Below are 20,874 nucleotides of genomic sequence, written 5' to 3'. Positions count from 1 at the left end.
AATTGAAGCTAAGCGAAATGCCCGCCTGCTACGGGCAGTGAGAAATCTATATACAAATCCCTCCGCTATGGTCGAAATGAAGATTTCAATTAAAATTTCCTCTTTTTTAATACCCTGATCGCCGATCCTTCTGCAAGTATTACTGAATCGGGTTTAGCATCGTTTAAGAAAGCGAAATCACTTCCATAATTTATTCCAAAATCAACATTGATTTTATAAGATTTTATTGGGTAAGCCTTCCAGCGCGGATGCTCAACACCATATTCAGATGTATTGTTTACACCGATTTTAGTGTAACCCCAATAATGCTCTGTAATAAATTCTTCTTCACTACCGGTTAAAATGTCTTTCGCTCTTGAGCCAGCAGTTACAGAAAAATTATGCCAACTACCGTTCTTCCAGATGTACTCCACTTCGAGCTGTTGATCTTGTTCAGTCCAAACGTGTTTCATCGGTAAAGTTTGGTAATTTTCTTGGTAAAAGGTATTGGCTACAAAGGTAATTGCTGGCTTTGGTACAAATTCTTTAATAAAAACTACCCCCCGTTTCCAATTATCACCTTCTTTAAACTTAACGTAAAACCTTAAGTTAACCTCTTCAAAATTGGTATGGAATGGGATATTGAAACCCAGTAATTTCACGTCAATAAACATAAAACCAACCAAACTAACATAATATTTTCCCTGCCAGTCATCCAGCTCGGTATGTGGGGGCAAATATCGCGAAAGTATTTCTTTGTCTACGGTATATTGTACCAAAGCCAGTTTTCGCCATTCGGCAGTGAGAAATACTTTCGGATGAGTCAAAATTATAGTATGGCTTGTCTGATACGGATCAATTTGGTCAAAGTTTCTTCCAACAGATCTAAGTGTAACATATTGGCCCCATCTGATTTCGCATTTGCAGGATCAGGGTGAGTTTCAATAAATAAACCATCGGCTCCCACTGCAATTGCAGCTTTGGCAATAGTAGAAATCAATTCCGGTTTACCTCCGGTAACTCCGCTGCTTTGATTGGGCTGTTGTAAGGAGTGCGTACAATCCATCACCACAGGCACACCAAAACTTTGCATTTCTGGTAAACCACGATAATCGACAATTAAATCCTGGTAACCGAAAGTATTACCTCTGTCTGTTAAAATTACTTTGTTGTTGCCTGCTTCCTTAACTTTTTCAACCGCAAATTTCATTGAACCTGCAGAAAGGAACTGTCCTTTTTTAACGTTTACCACTTTACCGGTTTGTGCAGCTGCAATCAATAAATCTGTTTGGCGACATAAAAATGCGGGAATCTGCAATACATCAACATAAGCTGCAGCCATTGCAGCTTCGCCACTTTCGTGAATGTCGGTAACCGTTGGCACACCAAATTCCCTGCCTATTCTTTCTAAGATCCTTAAGGCTTTCTCATCGCCTATTCCTGTAAAAGAACTGCCTTTACTTCGGTTCGCTTTGCGATACGAACCTTTAAAAATATATGGAATCTGTAATTTATCGGTAATGGTAATAATCTTTTCAGCAATTCTCATGGCGATATCCTCGCCTTCAATAGCGCAGGGACCTGCCATTAAAAAGAAATTTCCTGAATCTGTATTTTTTAATTTATCTAAGTAGTTAAGCATAGTTGAGATATGAGACGTGAGATATAAGACATGAGATTTGAGGGATGAGTTGTTCTCAAATCTAATGACTCATATCTCAAATCTAGTTTTTAGTTTCCAAGTTCTGACATGAATTTAATCCGCATCAGTTGAATTTCTTCGCGGGTATAGTCGGTTTCGCCTAATTCGTTCAGGGCCTCATCAATAGAATCGCTCTCTGCTGCCCTGAAATAATCGAAAACTTCGTCCTGCCGGTCATCATCAATGATCTCATCGATGAAATAATTCAGATTTAGCTTGGTGCCGGAATTTACAATTGATTCTACTTCTTTCAGAATTTCCTCGTAGGTAATACCTTTTGAATCAGCAATGTCCTCCAAACCAATCTGCCGGTCGATATTTTGAATAATCGATACCTTCATTTGCGATTTATTGGCCTGGGTTTTAATAATCAGGTCAATAGGACGCTCGATATCGTTGTCTTCCACGTATTTTTTGATCAATTCGATAAAAGGACTTCCGAATTTCATGGCTTTACCTGAACCTACACCCGAAATCTGGCGAAGTTCTTCCATCGTAACCGGATAATGTGTACACATTTCTTCTAGAGACGGATCCTGGAAAACAACGAAAGGCGGAACACTTTTCTGCTTCGCAATTTTCTTGCGTAAATCTTTAAGTAACGATAAAAGATGCGTGTCTAACGCGCCGGTGCCTTGTTTTACATCGTCATCATCATCATCGGCACCACTTTCTATCGGCTCGTTTAATATAAATTTAAGGTGATAAGGATTTACGATAAAATCTCTCCCCTGTTTAGTTAATTTTAAGAGGCCATAATTATCAATATCTTTATAGAGGTAGTTGTTTAGTACAGCCTGGCGGATAATCGATTTCCATACCAGTTCGCCTTCTTCCTTTCCGATGCCAAACTCTGGCACTTTGCTGTGTTCATAAGCAATAGTTTGTGCGGTTTCTAAACCTAGAAAAACATTTAACAAGTGTGCATCATCAAATTTTTCCCCCGATTTTTCTATAAACTTTAATAAGGTTGACAATTGGTTTTCGGCATCAAACTGTTTTTTAGGTTTTTTGCAGTTATCGCACATGCAGTTACAACCTGTTTCGTTAAAGTTTTCGCCAAAATAATGCAAAATCTGTTTACGGCGGCAAACACCGGATTCGGCATAATCAATCACCTCTTTTAATATCTGGGTACCAATTTCACGTTCCGAAACCGGTTTATCTTTCATAAACTTTGCCAGCTTATCTACATCTTTTTGAGAGTAAAAAGCGATACACACGCCTTCGCCACCATCACGTCCGGCCCTGCCAGTTTCCTGATAATAGCCTTCCATGCTTTTAGGCACATCGTGGTGGATTACAAAACGTACATCGGGTTTATCGATACCCATACCAAAGGCAATGGTTGCTACAATTACCTCAGCATCTTCCATCAAAAATTTATCCTGAGTTTCTGCCCGTACTTTTGGATCTAAACCCGCATGATAAGGCAAAGCACTGATTCCGTTCAGGTTAAGGGCTTCGGCAACTTCCTCTACTTTTTTACGGCTAAGGCAATAGATAATCCCTGATTTACCTGGATTCGATTTGATATACTTAATAATTTCTTTGGTTATATCACGTTTCGGGCGGATTTCATAAAACAGATTTGGCCTGTTAAACGACGATTTGAACAGTGTTGCTTCCGTCATGCCCAGGTTTTTCATGATGTCATGCTGTACTTTTGGCGTAGCGGTAGCAGTTAAGGCAATAATTGGGATATTGTTTCCTAAACCTGCAATAACCTGTTTAATCTTACGGTATTCTGGTCTGAAATCATGTCCCCATTCAGAGATACAATGTGCTTCATCAACCGCTACAAACGAGATTTTAATTAGATTTAAAAACTCAATATTGTCCTGCTTTGCCAGAGACTCGGGTGCAACGTACAATAACTTGGTCTGACCGCTTAAAAGATCAGATTTAACCTGGGTAATTTCAGATTTGTTTAGGGATGAATTAAGAAAATGTGCAATACTGTCATTTCCACCAAAAGCCCTTAATTGGTCTACCTGGTTTTTCATCAATGCAATTAATGGAGAAATAACAATTGCTGTTCCTTCGCTCATTAAAGCAGGTAACTGATAGCAAATAGACTTCCCTCCACCTGTAGGCATAATAACAAAAGTGTTATTGCCTTCTAAAATATTTGTAATGATCGACTCCTGATCACCCTTGAAATTATCAAACCCGAAGAAATTTTGCAGGTTATCAAATAACGACTTTTTCACGTCCATTTTGTGTAATAAAATATGCGATGCTATTTTTGTATCCAAAATAACATAATTTTACAAGAATTTCAAGTATTAACAGACAATTATTTTCTCTTTGAAAAGTAAAAAATCAATAATTCAATCGGCTGTACGCACATTAGAGCTCGAAGCAGCAGCAATATTAAATGTTGCCAGGAATATCAATCACGATTTTGAAAAAGTCGTGTCAAGTATTTTACAGGGTAAAGGGCGGGTGATTGTAACGGGTATAGGAAAAAGTGCCATCATAGCACAAAAAATTGTAGCCACTTTTAACTCTACTGGCACGCCTGCTATTTTTATGCATGCTGCCGATGCCATCCATGGCGACCTGGGTATGATACAGGTTGATGATATTGTAATCTGTTTATCCAAAAGCGGTAATACACCCGAAATTAAGGTACTGGTTCCGCTGCTGAAAACTTCAAACAATCTTTTAATTGGAATGGTTGGCGAATTGAATTCGTTTTTGGCTGAGCAGGCTGACCTGATTTTAAATACTTCATTTGAAAAAGAGGCCTGTCCGCACAATTTAGCCCCTACCACCAGCACTACCGCACAGTTGGCAATGGGCGATGCACTGGCCATTTGCCTGTTAGAATGCAGGGAATTTAATGAAGCCGATTTTGCAAAATACCATCCTGGTGGATCGCTAGGAAAAAAACTTTATCTAAAAGCCCGTGATTTAGCCTTATCAAATGAAAAACCATCTATAAGCCCTGCTGCTTCCGTAAAAGATGTATTGATTGAAATTAGTAAAAACCGTTTGGGGGCTGTTGCTGTTGTTGATTCAGCTAACCAGGTATTAGGGGTAATTACCGATGGAGACATCAGGAGGATGCTGGAGAACAATGATTCCATAGCCGGTTTAAAAGCAGAGGATATTATGGGTAGAAATCCAAAAAGCATACAATTTAATGCGCTAGCTGTTGAGGCTTTAGATATAATTAAACAAAATAACATTACCCAGTTGTTAGTTCTAGAACAAAATACTTACTTTGGCATCATCCATTTACACGACCTCCTTAACGAAGGCATTGTGTAATTTTTAAAATATAAAATGAATAAAAATTATTATGCATTAATTATGGCGGGCGGTGTCGGAAGTCGCTTTTGGCCAGTAAGCAGAACAGAGTATCCAAAACAATTTATCGACTTTTTCGGTGTAGGCAAAACCCTTATCCAAAGCACGTATGAAAGATTTTTAAATATTTGTCCTCCCGAAAATATTTTCATCGTTACAAACGAATTATACTCAGACCTCATTAAGGAACAATTGCCTCAGTTATCCGATAACCAGATTTTGGCAGAACCTTTAATGCGGAATACCGCACCTTGTATTGTTTACGGTAGTTTAAAAATAGCTGAATTAAATCCAAATGCCACCATAGTAGTTGCACCTTCAGATCATACCATTGCTAATCTAGATGGCTTTGTGCAATCTATTGAGCAATCATTAGATGCTGCTTCCAAGAACGACTGTTTAATTACTCTGGGAATTAAACCTAACCGGCCAGACACAGGTTATGGTTATATTCAGCATACTGATTACGTGCTCAATACAGATACTGATCTGCACAAGGTTAAAACCTTTACCGAAAAACCAAACCTGGAACTGGCAAAATCATTTTTGCAGAGCGGCGATTTTTTATGGAATGCCGGAATTTTTATTTGGTCGGCAAAAACAATTCTGAGCGCTTTTGAGAAACACCTGCCTGATATGTATGAAATATTCAATGTGGGTAGATCGGAACTTAATACCGAAAATGAAAAAACATTTATCAATAATGCCTACCTGCAATGCACCAATATTTCAATCGATTTTGGCATTATGGAAAAAGCAGAAAATGTGTATGTGCTCCCTTCTGATTTTGGATGGTCTGACCTGGGAACCTGGGCGTCTATTTATGAAATGGCAGAAAAAGATTATGTTGGTAATGCTGTTATTCCTCCTGACCAGGTAATTATGTTCGATTCGTCAAACTGCATGGTAAATGTACCAAAAGATAAATTGGTGATCCTGCAGGGCTTACATGACTACATTGTAGTAGAAAATAACAATATGCTGATGATTTGTGCGAGAAACGAGGAGCAACGCGTTAAAGAATTTGTTGCAGAGGTTAAATCGCGTTTCGGAAATAAGTTTATCTAGAGATGGGTGATATAAGATGTAAAATGGACATGTAGCCTAGTTGCCGATGATCCATTTTACATCTCCCGCTTTCCATCTTACATCCTTTGCCTTACTGCTTCGTATAAGATTACGCCTGCAGCAACAGAAACGTTTAATGATTCGATTTTGCCCGACATCGGTATTTTAGCCAGATGATCGGCTACACGTAAAAGCTCATTAGAAATACCTTCATCTTCTGATCCCATTACAATTGCAGTAGGGACGGTATAATCTGGTGTATAAATAAAATCGTTGGTTTTTTCGGTACAGGCAACAATCTGTAAACCACTTTCCTGTAAAAAAAGGCAGGTTTTATGGAGATTGCTGTGTCGGCATATAGGAATACTGAAAAGTGCGCCAGCCGAAGTTTTAATAGCATCAGCGTTAATTTGTGCAGCATTTTTTAAAGGTACTACAATGGCATGTACGCCTACGCACGCAGCTGTACGGGCAATTGCTCCCATATTACGTACATCGGTTACACTATCCAAAACCAATATCAACGGCACCTCTCCTTTTTCGAAAACCGCCGGAACAATATCTTCAATATTTTGATACGTGATTGGTGAAATAACTGCAATTATACCCTGATGGTTTTTCTGCGACATCCGGTTGAGTTTCTCTACCGGAACCGAATTTAAAGGGATCAGTGTATCTTTTAAAAGCGCTTTTAACTCTAAGAACAATTCGCCGCTCAAACCACGCTGCTGATAAATGGTTTCAATGTCTCTTCCTGCTTTAATGGCTTCTATTACGGCTCTGATGCCAAATATAAACTCATTATTCTCTTTTGCGCGTTGCGGTCTTCTAAAATTATCCATGTTTTGAAATTGTTAGGCAAAAGTATTCAAATAAATGTTTTAGCCCTAATCTATTACCTCCCTTATTAACATTTAATTGTTTAAAAAAATATTAAGATCATAAAACCTTAAAAAAATAATCTGATTATACTTCAATTTGTTAACAAACTACTAGTAACTAATTCAAACAACCACGTCAAAATTTGATTACTTTTGTTGAATGAGTATCGATAATGAACAAGGCGGAAAGAACAGTTTGGCTGCTAGAAAAAGCAGGTTAAGTAACACCATTAGTTCACAGGGAAAAATCCCTCCACAGGCACTTGACCTGGAAGAAGCCGTTTTAGGTGCATTGATGCTCGAAAAAGATGCCCTCTCTGCAGTAATCGACGTTCTAAAACCAGAAGTTTTTTATAATGTAGCGCACCAGAAAATTTTCGAAGCCATCCATATTTTATTCCAGAAATCTAAACCGGTAGATATTTTAACCGTAACTTCGGAGCTGCGTACCTTAGGGGCTTTAGAAATGGTTGGTGGAGCTTATTATATTACCCATTTAACCAACCGCGTTGCTTCGGCAGCGAATATTGAATTTCACGCGAGGATTATATCCCAAAAATATATTCAGCGCGAACTGATCCGGATTTCGACTGAAATCATTACCAATGCCTACGAAGACACTACCGATATTTTCGACCTATTGGATCATGCTGAAAAAGGCCTTTTTGAAATCGCCCAAAATAACCTGCGTAGAGATACCCAGAAAATGGACGATATCATCAAGCAATCTTTGGCTACACTTGAAGAACTCCGTACCAAAACAGATGGTTTAACCGGTGTGCCAACAGGTTTTACCGGGTTAGACCGGATTACCGGTGGATGGCAAAAACAGGACCTGGTAATTATTGCAGCCCGTCCGGCGATGGGAAAGACCGCATTCGTATTAACATGTGCACGTAATGCTACAGTTGATTTCCAGAGGCCTTGCGTGGTATTCTCGCTCGAGATGTCGTCTGTTCAGTTGGTTAATCGTTTAATTTCAGGAGAAGCCGAAATTGAGCAGGAAAAAATCAGGAAAGGGAATTTGCAGGAATGGGAATGGCAGCAATTACACAGCAAAATTGGCCGTTTAACCGAAGCACCGCTCTTAATTGATGATACCCCGGCGCTCAATATATTTGAGTTCAGGGCGAAATGCCGAAGATTAAAATCCCAGTATGATATACAGCTGGTAATAGTCGATTACTTACAGTTAATGCATGGTAAAGGCGAAGGAAAAGGTGGTGGTAACCGTGAGCAGGAAATTGGTAGTATTTCAAGGGCATTAAAATCAGTTGCAAAAGAGCTTGATGTTCCTGTATTGGCACTTTCGCAGTTAAGCCGTGCGGTAGAAAGCAGGCCTGGTTTACAGGGAAAAAGACCAATGTTATCCGATTTGCGTGAGTCGGGTTCAATTGAGCAGGATGCAGATATGGTATTATTCCTGTACCGTCCTGAATATTACGGTATTACCGAGGATGAGCAAGGAAGATCTCAGGCTGGTATTGGTGAGGTAATTATCGCCAAACACCGTAACGGTGAAACCGGAATTGTTCCACTTAAATTCGTAGGTAAATTTGTGAAATTCCAGGATTTGGAAGATGATTTTAACGCGCCGCCAAGTTCATTTGCAGCCGATCCATCTGCAGGAATGTACCCTTCACAGGATTTTGAAAAGCAGAGCAATGTAATTATCCGCCCGTCAAAAATGGATGATTATAACGATGATGATCCACCATTTTAATAAAAAATCAGCGTAAAGAAACCTTAAAAAAGGTATCCAACCAGGATTCCGGCCAGTACAATTAATGGAGGGCTTACCTTAGTGAAATTGAGCAATAGAAAAGTTGCCAACATAATGCCTAAAAACAACCAGTTAAAACCCATAGGGATTAATAGCAGTACAAATGCAGCAATAATGAAACCTACACTCACTGCGTTGATTCCAGATAAGCTATAACGGATCCTCGATATCTTCTTCAGATCGTCCCAAAATGGTACAATAAACAGCACTAAGATCAATCCGGGTAAATTAATCCCGATTACACCAATTAGTCCACCTAAAACCTGCCCCCAGATACCGTAACCAAAATTTTTCATACTCAGCGCGCCAAGGTAGCTTGTAAAAGAAAAAGTGGGGCCTGGTAGGGCTTGCTGGAGTGCAAAGCCAGATAAAAAACCAGATGAAGGCAGATAATGTTTCATCTCTACAAACTCTGTAAACATCAAAGGCACAAGCACCTGTCCGCCCCCAAAAACCAGTATTCCGTTACGGTAAAAGTTTTCAAGTAAGCGGATCGGTAAACTAAAAGGTGATGTTCTATTGATGATGGCACCAACCAGTGCAAATAGCAATAGTGCGCCTAAAAAATAAATCAATTTTTTAGGGTTGATGTTCGAAAAAAGTTTCACCCTTAATTCTGTTTCTTCCCGTGGTGTTTCTATAGCGGATGATATCATACCACCGATCAAAATAGAAAGCGGAAATACATAGGCATTTCTTAAAACCAGTGTGGCAATTACCGATGCAATAGCTAAAAAGATGGAAACCTGCGTAGACAGCACTTTTTTCCCTAGTTTCCAGGCCCCGTAGGCTACAATCCCCAAAGCAATAGGCTGTATGTATTCCAAAATCGCATTAAATTTTTGTTTCTGATCAAGCAGCGCATAGCTAATGGCTGCAAAAGTCATGATTGCTGCCGTTGGCAAAATCCATATCAGGAAGGTAATAATAGCCAGTTTTAGCTTACCAACCTTCCAGGCAATCCCTACCAGCGTTTGAGTGGATGCCGGGCCGGGTAAAACCTGTGCCAGTGCATTCAGTTCCAGAAGTTCTTCTTCAGAAATAAACTTTGCACTTTGAACAAAATACTTTAATAACAATGCCAGGTGTGCCTGTGCACCGCCAAAAGAAGTGAATGTAAAAAAGATTACGTTTCTAATAAACAGCCACTGCCTTTTAGCAGCTATGGGTTTGTTTTGCATTAGTTCAAAGCTAATAACTGTACATTGAAAACTGACAACTGATAAAATGGTTTAATCATCTTCATAATCTAATCCGGCGGCAGAATTGTAAGCACCCTGTAATTCAGAAAAGGCATGCATATCGCGTTTAGTCCGGGCTACCTGCATTCCTTTCTGATAGGTTTCGATTGCTTTCTCTTTTTCTCCGTCTTTTTCCAACAATTTTCCCAAATGGTAGTAAGTACCTACATAATCGGGATGTTTATCAGTTAACTGAAGGTAAAAAGAATAAGCTTTTTCCTTATCATTTAGATTGTTATACTCTGTGGCTAAGGCATATAGTATAAACGGATCGTTAGGATCACTTTCCAAAAACTCCAATAACTTGCTTAAACGGGTAGATGACATTTTATTTCCTTGCTTTTTTAATTAAATTTGCAGAAAGACCTTATATATAATAATGATATCATATATGAATAAATTAACAGCGAACAATTGTCGTTGTTAATCGTTCATTAAACAAAAACCACTATTAACATATGAAAATATTAGTTTGTATCAGTAACGTGCCAGACACGACGACAAAAATAACTTTTACCAACGATAATACCGAATTCAATACATCAGGAGTGCAATATATTGTTAATCCTTATGATGAAATTGCTTTATCAAGGGCGATCGAGCTAACCGAGGGCGGTAAGGGGACAGTAACGGTAATTAATGTTGGTGAAGCAGCCAACGATCCTACCATTAGAAAAGCGCTGGCAATCGGTGCTGACGATGCTGTTAGGGTAAATGCAGCGCCTAGAGATGCTTATTTTGTAGCCAAACAGATTGCTGAATATGCTAAAGATAAAGATTTTAATGTGATTTTAACAGGCCGCGAATCGATTGATTATAATGGTAACCAGGTTGCTGCCATGGTTGGCGAATTTTTAGATATCCCATCAGTATCCATCATCAAAAAATTAACATTCGATGGCGATACCGCAACTATCGAAAGAGAAATTGAAGGTGGTAAAGAAGTATTAACGGTTTCCGGTAAATTTGTGGCAAGCTGCGCCGAAGGTGTTGCAGAGCCAAAAATACCGAATATGCGTGGTATCATGAGCGCCAGGACTAAACCTTTAACTGTTGTAGAAGCAGTTGCTGTTGAAGAAGTGAGCAAAGTAACAAAATACGAAACCCCTGCCCCACGTGGTACGGTAAAGTTAATTCCAGCCGATCAAACAGAACAATTGATCAACTTGTTACACAGCGAAGCTAAGGTGATATAATTGGCAGATAGGAGTTTCCAGTTGCCAAATAAATAAAGAGATAATTAATCGAATTAATTCAATATAAAATTTAATTCCCGTATAAGGGAATTCAGGGATAAATATATGTCAGTATTAGTATATGTAGAACAGGCTGAAGGTAAATTCAAGAAATCTGTTTTTGAAGCAGTTTCTTATGCCAAAGCTATTGCCGATCAGCAATCAACCAACTTAACAGCTATTTCCATCGGTGATGTTGCAGAGAGTGATTTAAAAGAATTGGGTAAGTATGGTGCGTCCAAAGTATTAAATGTAAGTGCCGATCAGTTAAAAACTTTTGTAAACCAGGCTTATGCAAGTGTTATTGCAGCAGCTTCAGAAAAAGAAAGTGCTGATATTGTTGTTTTGTCTAACTCCTTCTCAGGAAAAGGTTTAGCGCCGCGTATTGCAGTAAAACTTAAAGCAGGTTTGGCTGATGGCGCTGTTGAATTACCTAGTACCGATGGAAAATTTACGGTAAAGAAGACCGCTTTTTCAGGTAAGGCATTTGCGATTACCGAATTAACTTCTGCAAATAAAGTAATTGCTTTAAATCCAAATGCTTTTGGTGTTAAAGAAAATGCAACGGATGCAGTTATAGAGAACTTTGCTGCTGATATTAAACAGTCAGATTTAGGCACTGTTATTAAGGATATTGTAAGGGCTACAGATAAAGTATCGCTGCCAGATGCAGAATTAGTGGTATCAGCAGGAAGAGGATTAAAAGGACCGGAAAACTGGGGAATGATCGAGGAGCTTGCTGATTTATTAGGCGCAGCTACCGCATGCTCTAAACCCGTTTCAGATGCAGACTGGAGGCCTCATTCAGAGCACGTTGGCCAAACGGGTATTGCTATCAGTCCAAACCTCTACATTGCAATCGGTATTTCGGGTGCCATCCAGCATTTAGCTGGTGTAAGCTCTTCAAAAGTTATTGTGGTAATCAATAAAGACCCTGAAGCGCCTTTCTTTAAAGTGGCTGATTATGGTATTGTTGGCGATGCTTTTGAAGTGGTACCAAAATTAATTGAAGCATTAAAAGCACATAAGGGATAATTCATTCTTGTCATCCTGAGCTTGTCGAAGGCTCTAACTAAGTTTTTTCGACAAGCTCAACATGACATCCACAAATATGAAAAAAGTTAAATTAGATATTGTAGGTTTATCTTACAGCCAGACTCAATCTGGTGCTTATGCCCTTGTTTTAGGAGAAGTAAATGGTCGCCGTCGTTTGCCAATAATTATTGGTGCTTTTGAGGCTCAGGCCATTGCAATAGAAATTGAGAAGATGACTCCTAGTAGGCCATTAACGCACGATCTGTTTAAATCGATGGCTGATACTTTTCATATCAATATACAGGAAGTTATAATTTATAACCTGGTTGATGGTGTCTTTTACGCAAAACTGATATGCAGTGATGGCAAAAACACCCACGAGGTTGATGCCCGTACTTCAGATGCTATTGCCTTGGCTGTGAGGTTTAATGCCCTAATTTATACCTACGAATTTATACTTGCCTCTGCAGGGATTGTTATTGAAGGGAATGATTTCCTTTTCCTCGAAAACATGGATTCCTTAACAAAAGAATCTGAAGCAGATAGCTTGCCAAGCGCCAGCAAACAACAGGGCTTTGGCGATCTTAGCCTGGAAGAACTTCAGCAAAAGCTGAAAGAGGCTATAGCAGAAGAAGCCTACGAAAAAGCGGCAAGGTTGCGCGATGAACTTAATAAGCGTGGCATATCCTAATTTTTTTTGAGAAATCATTTAACAGTTCAAAATTCCTGTAGATTTTCCTAAAAATCAATAAATAAAAAGCTAAACACCAAAATGAGCCCCGATTTTTCAAAATAATTTAAGCTCATTTTGGATTATGACTTAAAATAATTCTATATTCAGCTTTTACTTTCAATAATCAAACTAAACAACTATTATGAACGTTAAGTTTCGCTTAACTATAATGAGTTTCATGCAATTCTTTGTATGGGCTGCCTGGTTAATTACGATTGCAAATTACTGGTTTGGAACCAAACAATGGGATGGTGCAGATTTTGGCGTTATTTTTTCTACAATGGGTATTTCATCCCTTTTTATGCCCACCATAACAGGTATCATAGCCGATAAATGGATCAATGCAGAAAAACTCTATGCTATTTTGCATATTCTTTATGCCGCCGCCATGTTTTATCTGCCACAGGTAGATGATCCTCATACATTTTTTTGGGTAATATTGGTTGCCATGTGTTTTTATATGCCAACCATTGCCTTAAGTAATTCGATCAGTTATACTACATTAAAAAATGGCAATTTTGATGTAGTAAAGAACTTTCCACCCATCCGTGTTTGGGGTACGGTTGGTTTTATAGCAGCCATGTGGATTACCAATTTAACAGGAAGCAAAGCAAGTGCAAATCAATTTTACATTGCGGGGGTTAGCGCTTTGTTTTTGGGCATATATTCTTTTACACTCCCGGCTTGTAAACCACAAAATCTAATCAGTGATAAGAAAACATTTGCCCAAAAATTGGGCCTGGAGTCGTTTAAGCTGTTTGCTGATTACAAAATGGCCCTGTTTTTTATTTTCTCGATGTTTTTAGGGGCTGCCTTGCAATTAACCAATGCCTATGGCGATGTGTTTTTAGATGAATTTAAATTGTTTCCTGTTTTTGCAGAATCTTTTGTAATCAAATATTCAACCATTATTTTATCTATTTCGCAGATATCTGAAACACTTTTCATCCTTGCCATTCCATTCTTTTTGAAACGGTTTGGTATTAAATGGGTAATTGCTATCGCCATGTTTGCCTGGGTACTTCGTTTTGGTTTATTCGCTTTTGGCGATCCTTCAGCAAATTTATGGATGATTATTACTTCCTGCATTGTTTACGGAATGGCTTTCGATTTCTTCAATATATCCGGATCGCTATTTGTTGAAACGTCAACCACACCAAAAATACGCTCATCGGCCCAGGGGTTGTTTATGATGATGACAAATGGATTTGGTGCTGTATTCGGAAGCTTGATATCAGGATGGATGATTAGTAAATATTTTACCACTTATTATACCAACATCGGCTCCTTATCAAAATATGTCAATAGCGAAGCTGACAATGCCCATTTGTTAACATTTTTAAAAAATAAGGGGATTACTGTCTTGCAAAATGGTGATTTAAGCAGGGCTTTGGATGTAAAAGACTGGCACAATATCTGGCTTGCCTTTACCATTTATGTTTTAGTCATTGCTATTGTTTTTGTAGTTATTTTTAAGCACAAACATACCCGTGCAGAAGTAGAAGCCATTAACCATTTATAATTTGTGATTAACCTCTTATGTCAGCTGGTAAGTATAGAAAAGAACATAACTGTTTAAACTGCGGTTTTCACGTTGAGAAACATTATTGCAGCAACTGCGGTCAGCCTAACTTAGAATTGAAAGAAAGCTTCTGGACTTTTATTAGTCACAGCATTGCACACTATTTTCATTTCGACAATAAATTTTTTCAAACCCTCACCCCTCTTTTAACAAAGCCTGGCCAGGTTACGCTCGATTATTTGGCAGGTAAAAGAGCACGTTATATCAACCCGGTGAGTATGTACATCTTTGTATCCATTGTATACTTTTTGGTGGTTTATTCTCCAAAACAGCATACAAAACAAAAGGAGCACCATGATGTAGAAACTGTAGAGAATTTTAAAAAAGGCGAAAAGGTAAGCGACAGTGTAAAAAATGCACTGCAGCAAGCCGGTGTACCTAACAATGACATTATAAACAGAGCAGTAAAGTCTATCGATAAAGAGCTTGAGGTTAAAAACTTTAAAAAAATGAGCTTTACCGATCAGGAAAAAGAACTGAATAGATTAAAAACGGAGAATACTACACTCAAATCAGATTCATTAAACGAAGTTATCGAAGATTTTGAAGACATCCATATCCAAAGAAATGACAGTACTTATTCGGCGTACCTGGCCAGGCAGAAAAAGCTACCTGCCGCTGAACAGGATAGTTGGTACCAGAGACTGATTAAAAAGAGAGCAATTACTATCGGTGAAAAATCGGAAGTGATACAGGAAACCCTTGAACATAACCGCCCTAAGCAGTATTTTCTGCTAATGCCTTTATTGGCCTGGTTTATCATGCTCAATTTCAGGAAAAACCACATCTATTATTTGGATCACCTTATTTTTACGATCCATGGCATGATGACTTATTTTATTGTATCGATTTTCACTCAGCCCATAATGAAATATGTTTTTGGAGAAGATTCGTGGGTAAGCAATATTTTTGAATATGCAGTTACCATTTACCTTGCCTGGTATATGTTCAAAGCGTTAACTGTTTTTTACAAACGTAAAACATGGAGTACCATCTTTAAAATGTTCTGGATATTGATTCTGTATTCAGTTGCATTTAAGATCTCTGAAATGGTAATGATCAACCTCATTTATTACGTAGCTACGTAATATTTCACACCGTCTCGCCTGGAATGCCTGCCTTACAGGCGGGGAGAGATCTATTTCAATAAATCTCCNGGTTGCACTCCTCCGGAGATGATGGTTAGTGCATAAAATAACCGCATAAAAAAAACACCCGAAAATTTCGGGTGTTTTTTTTATGCGGTTTATAGCCTTATTTTCTGTCTTTCAGCTCAACGAATTCCCTGCCCGTTTCACCAACATAAATTTGACGTGGACGACCAATAGGTTCTTTATTTTCGTGCATTTCTTTCCACTGAGCAATCCATCCCGGTAAACGACCTAAAGCAAACAGAACTGTAAACATTTCTGAAGGGAAACCTAAAGCACGGTAAATAATACCTGAATAGAAATCTACATTTGGATATAGTTTGCGTTCAATAAAGTATTGATCGGTTAAGGCTGCTTCTTCCAGTTTTTTAGCAATATCCAGGATTGGATCATCGATACCTAAATTTTCTAAAATATCATCACAGGCTTTTTTAATGATTTTAGCCCTTGGATCGAAGTTTTTGTACACCCTGTGCCCAAAGCCCATCATACGGAAAGGATCATTTTTGTCTTTGGCTTTGTTAATCCATTTCTCTGTATCGCCACCATCAGCTTTAATCAGCTCGAGCATATCGATAACAGCCTGGTTGGCACCACCGTGCAGTGGCCCCCAAAGTGCTGCAATACCTGCTGCTACTGAAGCATACAAATTACAGTCAGAAGAACCAACAATACGTACCGTAGAGGCTGAACAGTTTTGCTCATGATCTGCATGCAGGATCAGTAATTTGTTCATCGCATTTACGACGATTGGGTTTACATCGTAATCTTCCGTACGTTGACCAAATGTCATCCAAAGGAAATTGGTCACATAATCGTATTTGTTTTTTGGATAAATAAGCGGGTGGCCTAATGATTTTTTATATACAAAAGAAACAATAGTAGGGAATTTAGCCAATAATTTAATGATGGTTAAATTCTGCTCTTCTGCAGTTTGGTTTGGCTTTAAACATTCAGGATAAAATGTAGACAGCGAGAAAATCAGTGAACCCAGTTGCCCCATCGGGTGCGATCTTGAGGGATAACCATCGAAGAATTTTTTCATGTCTTCGTGAATCAGCGTATGTTTGCTGATTTCAGCCTGCAGGTCTTCCAGCTGTTTCTGTGTTGGCAGGTCGCCGTAAATAATCAGATAAATCACTTCTAAAAAACTTGATTTTGCTGCAAGCTCTTCAATAGAATAACCCCTGTATTTTAAAATGCCTTTTTCACCATCTAAAAAAGTGATTTTACTTTTTGTAGAACCAGTATTTTTAAAACCAGTATCTAAAGTTACAAAGCCTGTAAGATCTCTTAATTTCGAAATATCAATGGCCTTCTCATCTTCCGTTCCTGTTATTACTGGCAATTCTATTGTCTTACCATCAACTTTAATCTCTGCAATATCTGACATATTATTGTATTGTGTTTATAGCTTTCTAAATTATATAAAATTAATATACATGCATAACAAATCTGTTAAATTAATATGAATAATTGGTCAAAATGACGTAACAATCATGCTTAATTAAACATCTTTTGTAATCTTATTTGGCCTTAATCTCTTCGGTTACCCTTCCACATTCCAGCATCTCTTTTCCATAATAAGGATTTTTGATTTCCTTTTCGGTTGATAACCAGTCTCCTCCATCCCCTTTGTTGGCCATTAGGCAATGCTGTACATAAATTGTGCCTTTTTCAATATCGGCACCTTTCAGCAACGCAATTAAATCTGCACTCAAAACCGTAAAATCTTTTCTTTGCGAAACAAGATCATTGCTTGTTGAAATTTTAGCTGCTACTGCTGCAGTTGGTTCGCATCCTTTATAAGCTGCCAAACTGGTTTGTAATAGAGCGGCCGATTTCTGTGCACTCACCGAATCTGATTTTACCAAAGCATCTTTTAAAGCCACGTATTGGCCAAAAATCTCTGATTTCTGTTTGTCTTTAATCGCAACTTGAGGCTTAACAGTGGTGGAGTCTACTTTTGTTGAATCTTTGCTTTCTGTAGAATTTTTATTTGCCTGGTTGCAGGCCATTAAAGCAGTAAGTATGGCTATTCCGAATATCCTTTTCATTGTATTTGGTTTTCGGCTCAAAATAGCAATTAAAATATTAAATCAATAAAAAAGTCCCGATTTTCATCGGGACTTTAGAAATATATGATGTTTCCATTATAATTTGAAATTATAACCCAATCTAAGGTTAAACTGACCGGTTTTCATGAAATAAAGATCCGAAGCACTATTGTTTACATAACCTTCATATTTAATGCCCAGATCCAAGCCGTTTTTCCATTCATAACCCAAACCGCCGGTGTAAATAAAGTTCATGTTAGCACCTTCTTTAATGGCCAAACCAGAACCAAGCTCTGTAGATAAGTACATTCTTTCAATCGGGAATACCCTAACACCACCCATTACCGGGATGAATTCGAATTTCAGTGGGCTGCCTTTCCATTTTAAACGGGTGTAACCGCCAGAAGCTGTAACGGCAACGTAAGGACTTAAATCATACTGAAGTCTTACATCTGCACCATAACCGTAATCCATTTCAGAACGGTCTGGGAACAACCCACCGTTTATACCTACACCAATTTTGAAAGCCATGCCACTTCCGGTCGTCATTGGTTCTGTAGAACCCGTTGTTTGTGCTTTTAAGTTTGAAGTGGTTAAGATGGCAAGTGCAGTTAAGCTTGTTGCAAAAAGTTTAGTAATTGTTTTCATTGTTAGATATTTTAAGTTATCAATTAAGGGTTTGATATACTTACGTTAAAATATCTGTTACGGATTTTTAAATTTTCATTTTTTTCAGGATATTATGAAATAAAAAAGCCTCCGTTAAAGGAAGCTTTTTACATTATTTTGGAATAGACTGATTATAAGCTGAATCCGTAAGCTAAACGCAGACCAAAAAATCCGGTGCTTGTTCCATTTTGTGCTAAACCTTCGTATTTAACACCTAAATCTAATCCGTTACTCCAAGCATAGCCAACTGCTGGTGAATATACAAATGAAGTTCCACTACCCGATTTAGTACCAAAGCCGGCACCAAGTTCAGCTAAACCATAAATACCAGAGCCAGAATCGTTAAAGAAATATTTAACACCCGCTTTTACCGGAATGTAACCGTAACTTGGGTAATCAACACCTGTGTTACCGATTTCTTTACCACTTAAATGTGTGTAACCCGCTGTAATTGGAATAGATAATTGTTTATCAATATCAAATTGGTAACGTAAATCCGCACCTAATGCAACGCCATAAGCGTCGCTGGTTGGGATACCAGCTGTTATTCCTACTCCGAGTTTTTGTGTAGATTGGGCGTTGGCATTTGTGGTAAAGAATAAAGCCACAGCAGCTGCTGATGTAGCAATAATTTTTGTAATTGTTTTCATGTTTAAGATATTGTTCTTGAGTTAAATTTTAAACCATAACAGGAACAAAGGTTGTGCCAAAAGGGCTTTTTTGATACTGTTTTGGCCTTAATCCAACGTTAAGATGACCAAGTCGAGTTAATTTTCGGTAAGTAAAACTTTTTCAATTACCAGCTGTTTTATTAGGTTTGAAGGTGCAGAGGCATCAAGCCAAATGATCTTAACATTATCTTTTTCCATTTTCCTGAAAAACGTATTTTGCCTCTTGGCGTATTGACAAATGGCAATGCCGAGCCTTAGCTTTAATTCTTCAAAAGTTAATAACCCATCCAGGTAATTAACAATGAATTTATATTCCAGTCCGTAGAAAACCAATACTTCTTTACTAATACCCTCTTTAAGTAACTGGGCTACCTCTTCTATTAAGCCTGCTTTAAATCTTTCTTCCAATCTGGCCAGGATTTTAGCCCGGGTTATTTCCACTTCATTCTTTAATCCAAAGATGATGGGTTTAATTTCAGGCCTTTCAACTGTTTCTAAATCATGACCTTTTAAATATTCAGCTATTTCTATGGCCCTGATCAATCTTTTTTTTGAAGATAGATCGACATGCTCCGTATTTTGATTTTTTTCATGCCGTATTTTCAATACCAGCTCTTCTTTGGATAATAAATCCAGCCTGTTTCTTAACGCCTGGTTAACAGGTATCGATGTAAAAGTTTGATTTTGGAGCAGGCTATGGATATACATTCCTGTACCGCCACAAAGGATAGGCAGTTTTTGTTTTGCAGTAATGGTTTCAAAGGCTTTATAAAAGTCGTTTTTAAAAGCATCTACATGATAACGTTCGCCCGGCTCTAAAATATCGATCAAATGATAAGGAATGATTTTTCCGTTTATTTCATATTCCTGCAGGTCTTTACCCGTACCAATATCCATCCGTTTAAAAATCTGGCGGCTATCGGCACTGATAATCTCTCCATTTAAAGCATCTGCTATACTAACCGCCAGCTTAGTTTTACCTGAGGCTGTTGCCCCTAAAATAATGATAAGGTTATGTTTAGCCATTAAAATTTGAGAATAAATTTTAAACTTCCTGTATTGAACACTTCCGTGGCCGAAAGTTGATTATCTTTTTTAAGCTGACGGTTTAAATTCCCGTCGAGCATATAAATTTGAGGTTCCAAAATGGTGGTTTGAATAAATCCCAATGCAAGGTAGGCCTCTCCTGCCGACCAATCGCGGTCTGCATAGGTCATCACATCATTTGGCTGGTGTTTTTCTACAAAATAAGCAATTAATTTACTCAATCCGCCAGTAATAGAATAACCTGCTTTAACCGAAAACCTGATCAGTTCTGCCGATTTGTAATTTTCGCTATGATTCATTTTACGCAGTGCCGAAAAAGTAGCAACAGCAACAAGATCTTCTTTTTCGAAAAGCCCAATTTTATAACGGCTGCTTACCGGGCCTTGCAAATGATTTTCTTTCAAAAAAGCATCGGCAACGGGTTTTGTTATTTTAGTAGCCTTTGTTTTACGTCCATGTATCCTGGTATTTAGTCCAAGCAGTGATTTAATCCTGGCCAAAACCTGATCTGGTTTCGATAGCCAGACATCCTCCCAAAGGTGAATGAGCCTGATGTTTTTTTGATGATAATTTTCCTGGAGTGCGATTAAATCGTCCGGTATAAATTGGTTGTCCAATTTCACCAGGTTTATAATTAGGTTTCGACTGGTCTTTAAAAGCTGGAATTCATTCTCCCAAAAAAAATGGCATTCAATTTTATAGTCAGCCAATGCTAAACTTAA

The 20,874-nt window shown here is 38.2% G+C and carries 20 protein-coding genes; 8 read left to right on the top strand and 12 right to left on the bottom strand.

The genetic code is table 11. The annotated features are described in order from the left end of the window. Window positions 1–89 precede the first annotated feature (89 nt). The 3 genes from ACFSR6_RS04740 to recQ form a co-directional block, all read right to left on the bottom strand. Window positions 90–806, bottom strand: a complete 717-nt coding sequence (locus ACFSR6_RS04740; protein ID WP_379075648.1) for a YqjF family protein — start codon at window positions 804–806, stop codon at window positions 90–92. Window positions 807–808: 2 nt separating this feature from the next. Continuing rightward, window positions 809–1,621 (bottom strand): 3-deoxy-8-phosphooctulonate synthase, encoded by an 813-nt coding sequence (kdsA, locus tag ACFSR6_RS04735; protein WP_379075646.1) that lies wholly within the window; start codon window positions 1,619–1,621, stop codon window positions 809–811. An 89-nt stretch (window positions 1,622–1,710) separates the two neighbouring features. Next, entirely contained in the window at window positions 1,711–3,900 is a 2,190-nt protein-coding gene (recQ, locus tag ACFSR6_RS04730; protein WP_379076148.1) for a DNA helicase RecQ, read from the bottom strand. Window positions 3,901–3,991: 91 nt separating this feature from the next. Here recQ and ACFSR6_RS04725 point away from each other — a divergent pair, with 91 nt between their 5' ends. Together ACFSR6_RS04725 and ACFSR6_RS04720 are read left to right on the top strand one after the other, a co-directional pair. Beyond that, window positions 3,992–4,960, top strand: a complete 969-nt coding sequence (locus ACFSR6_RS04725; RefSeq protein ID WP_379075642.1) for a KpsF/GutQ family sugar-phosphate isomerase — start codon at window positions 3,992–3,994, stop codon at window positions 4,958–4,960. A 15-nt stretch (window positions 4,961–4,975) separates the two neighbouring features. Further along, window positions 4,976–6,067, top strand: coding sequence for a mannose-1-phosphate guanylyltransferase (locus ACFSR6_RS04720; RefSeq protein WP_379075639.1), 1,092 nt, complete (start codon window positions 4,976–4,978; stop codon window positions 6,065–6,067). Between the two features lie 77 nt (window positions 6,068–6,144). Here the strand turns inward: ACFSR6_RS04720 and rlmB are convergent, their stop codons facing one another. Then, a complete protein-coding gene (gene rlmB / locus ACFSR6_RS04715) occupies window positions 6,145–6,909 on the bottom strand; it encodes a 23S rRNA (guanosine(2251)-2'-O)-methyltransferase RlmB (RefSeq protein WP_379075636.1) in 765 nt (254 codons plus the stop codon). A 199-nt stretch (window positions 6,910–7,108) separates the two neighbouring features. Here rlmB and dnaB point away from each other — a divergent pair, with 199 nt between their 5' ends. Beyond that, window positions 7,109–8,671: a replicative DNA helicase gene (gene dnaB / locus ACFSR6_RS04710; protein ID WP_379075634.1), complete on the top strand. Its 1,563-nt coding sequence runs from the start codon at window positions 7,109–7,111 to the stop codon at window positions 8,669–8,671. A gap of 23 nt (window positions 8,672–8,694) precedes the next feature. Here dnaB and chrA read toward each other — a convergent pair whose 3' ends face one another. After that, window positions 8,695–9,912 carry a chromate efflux transporter gene (gene chrA / locus ACFSR6_RS04705; RefSeq protein WP_379075631.1) on the bottom strand — a complete coding sequence of 406 codons (1,218 nt, stop codon included), beginning with the start codon at window positions 9,910–9,912 and terminating at the stop codon, window positions 8,695–8,697. A gap of 51 nt (window positions 9,913–9,963) precedes the next feature. Next, on the bottom strand, window positions 9,964–10,299 hold the full coding sequence (locus ACFSR6_RS04700; RefSeq protein WP_379075628.1) for a tetratricopeptide repeat protein: 336 nt from the start codon (window positions 10,297–10,299) through the stop codon (window positions 9,964–9,966). Between the two features lie 131 nt (window positions 10,300–10,430). Between ACFSR6_RS04700 and ACFSR6_RS04695 the strand changes: the two genes are divergently transcribed. From ACFSR6_RS04695 to ACFSR6_RS04675, 5 genes are all read left to right on the top strand, one after another. Beyond that, window positions 10,431–11,168 carry an electron transfer flavoprotein subunit beta/FixA family protein gene (locus ACFSR6_RS04695; RefSeq protein ID WP_379075625.1) on the top strand — a complete coding sequence of 246 codons (738 nt, stop codon included), beginning with the start codon at window positions 10,431–10,433 and terminating at the stop codon, window positions 11,166–11,168. A 105-nt stretch (window positions 11,169–11,273) separates the two neighbouring features. Then, window positions 11,274–12,242 (top strand): electron transfer flavoprotein subunit alpha/FixB family protein, encoded by a 969-nt coding sequence (locus tag ACFSR6_RS04690; protein ID WP_379075623.1) that lies wholly within the window; start codon window positions 11,274–11,276, stop codon window positions 12,240–12,242. A gap of 76 nt (window positions 12,243–12,318) precedes the next feature. Continuing rightward, on the top strand, window positions 12,319–12,933 hold the full coding sequence (locus tag ACFSR6_RS04685; RefSeq protein ID WP_379075620.1) for a bifunctional nuclease family protein: 615 nt from the start codon (window positions 12,319–12,321) through the stop codon (window positions 12,931–12,933). A 184-nt stretch (window positions 12,934–13,117) separates the two neighbouring features. Continuing rightward, window positions 13,118–14,497, top strand: coding sequence for a nucleoside permease (locus tag ACFSR6_RS04680; protein ID WP_379075617.1), 1,380 nt, complete (start codon window positions 13,118–13,120; stop codon window positions 14,495–14,497). A gap of 17 nt (window positions 14,498–14,514) precedes the next feature. Continuing rightward, the gene (locus tag ACFSR6_RS04675; RefSeq protein ID WP_379075614.1) at window positions 14,515–15,645 is read left to right on the top strand and encodes a DUF3667 domain-containing protein; all 1,131 of its coding nucleotides are present in this window, start codon (window positions 14,515–14,517) and stop codon (window positions 15,643–15,645) included. A gap of 166 nt (window positions 15,646–15,811) precedes the next feature. Here ACFSR6_RS04675 and ACFSR6_RS04670 read toward each other — a convergent pair whose 3' ends face one another. The 6 genes from ACFSR6_RS04670 to ACFSR6_RS04645 all read right to left on the bottom strand — a co-directional run bounded on the left by ACFSR6_RS04670 (window position 15,812) and on the right by ACFSR6_RS04645 (window position 20,769). Next, window positions 15,812–17,101, bottom strand: coding sequence for a citrate synthase (locus ACFSR6_RS04670; protein ID WP_379075611.1), 1,290 nt, complete (start codon window positions 17,099–17,101; stop codon window positions 15,812–15,814). Window positions 17,102–17,234: 133 nt separating this feature from the next. Next, window positions 17,235–17,765, bottom strand: a complete 531-nt coding sequence (locus tag ACFSR6_RS04665) for a DUF3347 domain-containing protein (protein WP_379075608.1) — start codon at window positions 17,763–17,765, stop codon at window positions 17,235–17,237. Between the two features lie 96 nt (window positions 17,766–17,861). Next, a complete protein-coding gene (locus tag ACFSR6_RS04660; RefSeq protein WP_379075606.1) occupies window positions 17,862–18,413 on the bottom strand; it encodes a hypothetical protein in 552 nt (183 codons plus the stop codon). Between the two features lie 152 nt (window positions 18,414–18,565). After that, window positions 18,566–19,084, bottom strand: coding sequence for an outer membrane beta-barrel protein (locus ACFSR6_RS04655; RefSeq protein ID WP_379075604.1), 519 nt, complete (start codon window positions 19,082–19,084; stop codon window positions 18,566–18,568). A 117-nt stretch (window positions 19,085–19,201) separates the two neighbouring features. Next, the gene (gene miaA, locus ACFSR6_RS04650) at window positions 19,202–20,131 is read right to left on the bottom strand and encodes a tRNA (adenosine(37)-N6)-dimethylallyltransferase MiaA (protein WP_379075601.1); all 930 of its coding nucleotides are present in this window, start codon (window positions 20,129–20,131) and stop codon (window positions 19,202–19,204) included. Next, entirely contained in the window at window positions 20,131–20,769 is a 639-nt protein-coding gene (locus ACFSR6_RS04645) for a PDDEXK family nuclease (RefSeq protein ID WP_379075598.1), read from the bottom strand. Before ACFSR6_RS04645 ends, miaA begins: the two co-directional genes overlap by 1 nt. Between the last annotated feature and the right edge of the window lie 105 nt (window positions 20,770–20,874).

This window comes from Pedobacter vanadiisoli, from assembly GCF_042684385.1.
Taxonomy (GTDB): domain Bacteria; phylum Bacteroidota; class Bacteroidia; order Sphingobacteriales; family Sphingobacteriaceae; genus Pedobacter; species Pedobacter vanadiisoli.
This window is presented reverse-complemented; position numbering and strand designations above follow the sequence as displayed.